This is a genomic window from Fulvivirga sp., from assembly GCF_040220315.1.
GTDB lineage: Bacteria > Bacteroidota > Bacteroidia > Cytophagales > Cyclobacteriaceae > Fulvivirga.
Genome location: NZ_JAVJUY010000233.1, coordinates 1 through 3,391 on the forward strand (window position 1 = coordinate 1; position 3,391 = coordinate 3,391).

4 protein-coding genes are annotated in these 3,391 nt (G+C 35.4%); 2 read left to right on the top strand and 2 right to left on the bottom strand.

The window, feature by feature from the left end:
• Nucleotides 1-597, bottom strand: a 597-nt coding sequence (locus RLO81_RS11235) for a hypothetical protein (protein ID WP_350111517.1), incomplete at its 3' end; no start/stop codon positions are given.
• Between the two features lie 186 nt (nucleotides 598-783).
• Nucleotides 784-1,560, bottom strand: a complete 777-nt coding sequence (locus RLO81_RS11240) for a helix-turn-helix domain-containing protein (RefSeq protein WP_350111519.1) — start codon at nucleotides 1,558-1,560, stop codon at nucleotides 784-786.
• Nucleotides 1,561-2,039: 479 nt separating this feature from the next.
• Between RLO81_RS11240 and RLO81_RS11245 the strand changes: the two genes are divergently transcribed.
• Entirely contained in the window at nucleotides 2,040-2,363 is a 324-nt protein-coding gene (locus tag RLO81_RS11245) for a hypothetical protein (RefSeq protein ID WP_350111521.1), read from the top strand.
• A gap of 70 nt (nucleotides 2,364-2,433) precedes the next feature.
• The coding region (locus tag RLO81_RS11250) for a SulP family inorganic anion transporter (RefSeq protein WP_350111523.1) at nucleotides 2,434-3,391 on the top strand (958 nt) is incomplete at its 3' end.

Here is a 3,391-nt window from a genome sequence, read left to right on the forward strand (position 1 = left end):
ATACTGATCGGTGCTGATTAGTGCCTTCTCAAAAGGAAAATAACCTGTAAGGGTTAGTGGATTACCAAGGCTATCAAATTGCTGTTGTATGAACTGGTGATCATTCAAGTGATTCACCTGATACTCATAAATATTCAAACCATTCGAAACGCGATTTCCTAAGGTATCAAATAGTTGAAGGCTAACTCTTTTGCCTTGTTCATTCAATTGAAATACTTCTTTGTGAATTGCATCACCTTGATAGTAATGACGCCACATAGCCATTCTATTACCCTGATCATCAAAGTAGGTTCGTATTAGTTGATCGGGTTTGTATTGATATTTTACACTGTGCGTATAGTAATAAGATTGATTATCTGCATTGGTGCCTTTATAGTATTCAATTTCACTTATTCGATTCGCGCTATCATACGTGACCTTATAATATGTTTTATCATTCAACTCCTGCAAAGAGAGCTGACCTCTGGGTTTGTATTCAAGAAATGGCGAAATTATGCCGGTTAATTTTGAATAGTATTTTATTTCATTGGGGCTCTCACTTTTGTTGCATGAGAGCAGCCCAATAGCCATCAACAATAAAAATATTTGTCTTCTCATTTAAAATTATTTAGTAGTTGACTCACCCCTACACTTTGGTATCAATAGCTCTTCAACCCAACAACTATATTCTGCCAAAGTGAATAAGGGCAGCCATAATTCAAGAGTACGGAGAAAGGATAATAGGAATGAAAAAATTGAACGCTAAGTAGTCCGAACAATTTATTCGGACTAAAAACTGCGGATTTAGGCTATTGCGGGATTTACAGCTTTGGTCTTTTCACTAGTTAAAAAATACTCTTTAGGTGTACAGCCTTTAATTTCCTTAAATGATTTATAGAATGTCGACTTTGTCTTGAAGCCTGCCTCCTGAGCTATGCCTACATAATTATAATGTTTGAGCCTATCGTCATCTGTTAACTTAATAAATGCCTCAACCCTATGGCTATTAACAAGATTAGTAAAGGTGGTATTCAACACTTTATTAATGGTGTAAGAAACCTTGAATTTGTCAGCCTCACACAAGTCCGCAAGTTCCTTTAAAGAAAACTCCTGATTTAAATATGGTTGTTGATATTTCAAAACATCGCGAATCTTACTGGCAAGTTCATCTAAATCTTCTTTATGATAATTAGTCTGTTTATAGCTAGTATGTTCTTGTACTTCAGACTTAGAAAAATAGTAATTCTTAACAATCACCATGTAAGAAAACTGAATCACTAACAACGACATTACGATGTAAGTGATATCTATTGAAAAAGGGATGCATGAGCCGAAAAAACTCCAACTAAATTGATTAGATAATGATATTGCCCAAACTAAATTGCTGAGAAAAAGAATGAGGTTGATAAGACTGAATGCTGCACCGGAAGATTCAATTGACAGCTCATTTTTATTTAATCTGATTAGCCTTTCGCACTTAACAATCATATAAAAGTTGAATGCTATTGCTACAATATCAACTAGCATTAGATCAGCATATTCATATTCTTGCAGGCCAATAACAAGCTCTTCATTGGACATAGCATAATATTTAAGCAATAGTATTTGAAAGCAAAGAGCGGGCAGCAGAAATAATAAATACCTTGTTTTAAATCTCCATTGGGGGTCTACTAAAGACTGCAGGTAATAGTAGTAAATAGGACAATACAAATAAATTAATATATAACTGCTCAGGAAAAACTTAGGATACAATGCAAAGAATTCTTGCTGCGAGGTGATTAAGAGAAAGAGTGAAACTAAAAATATAAAGAGAGCAAATATCTTATTGCTCTTCTGATTGACAGGTTTTTTTATCAACAATAATCCAATGGAAAGTATAAACCCCTGAACTCCTCCAATTAACAACAATTCTCTCATGAATTCTTACTTACGTCATTAATCGGTTATGGTTTTAACTTTAGTTCTGTCGCTAAAAAATCAACCTGAAGTATTCATCCATTAATATTAATTATGATTTACATTAACTAAATCTAATAATAATCGTTTCTTTGAAGTAGGTAATGAAACACGGCCTGTTAGCCCATATCGTAACGCTCATACTGGCAATTCAAATTACTGCCATTAGCACCAATGTGCTCATTGTAATCGATAATAATGAAGTGAGCAAAGATGTTTGCGTTAAACAAAAGTCAAAAAACAAGAAAAACCCATTACCTATTTTGCCCGAACTGGAAGAGGAAGAGGAGATTATTACACACAATAAAAACTGGTCTATAATTTCAGAAACCCCAAGAATATTAATTTCAACAATAGCCTTTGGTTATCACCTGATCGATGTTCACGACCATACCCTCGAAACATCATCTCCACCGCCCCGGGCTTAAACATCATCCCGACTAAACCTACTCCTTTAGAGGAGGCCACTTATTTAATTTTTAATTGCATTAATTTATAATGAAAGATATATTTTCTAATCTTAAAAACGATTTACCAGCTGGTATTGTAGTATTCTTAGTAGCCGTTCCACTTTGTTTGGGAATAGCACTCGCTTCAGGAGCTCCCTTATTTTCCGGTATAATAGCCGGAATAGTAGGTGGTACTATTGTAGCACTAATAAGTGGCTCTAATATAGGAGTTAGTGGTCCCGCTGCGGGTTTGGCCGTTATCGTAGCCGACTCGATCACAAAATTAGGCACCAATGCAGAAGGTGTATTTAACATGCAAACAGGGTTTTCACTATTTCTTTCTGCTGTAGTTCTTGGAGGTATATTTCAAATTATCCTGGCATTTTTTAAAGCTGGCATTATTGGCTATTACTTTCCCAATTCTGTTATTAAAGGCATGCTTTCTGCTATCGGTATTATTATCATTCTAAAGCAAATTCCACATGCTTTAGGCCATGATGTTATTCCAGATGGAGTAGAATCTTTTTTTCAATCAGATGGTGAAAACACATTCACAGAAATCTGGGTATCCTTTGGAGATATAAATCCCGCTGCCGTAATAATCACATTAATATCAATGGTGATATTAATCCTTTGGGAGCAAAATTTCATGAAAAGAATTAAACTGTTTCAACTTATTCAAGGGCCATTGGTTGTTGTGATTACAGGCATTTTATTAAGTCGCTTCTTTATTGGCATGGAAGGCCTTAACCTCGAACAAGACGAGATGGTTACCATACCTGTTGCTTCAGAACAAGGCGGTTTTATTAACCTTTTCACCGCACCTGACTGGAGTAGGGTATTTTCATTTGAAATATTATTAATAGGCATCACTATTGCCATTGTAGCCAGTTTAGAAACACTGCTTTGTGTTGAGGCTACTGACAAACTTGATCCCGAAAAAAATGTTACTCCCACAAACCGTGAACGTCTGGCACAAGGTACAGGCAATGTTATTTCAGGCTTAA

Coding starts and splice junctions, on each gene's coding strand:
- RLO81_RS11240 (WP_350111519.1), bottom strand. CDS start 1,560: ATGTCCAATGAAGAGCTTGTTATTGGCCTGCAAGAATATGAATATGCT.
- RLO81_RS11245 (WP_350111521.1), top strand. CDS start 2,040: ATGAAACACGGCCTGTTAGCCCATATCGTAACGCTCATACTGGCAATT.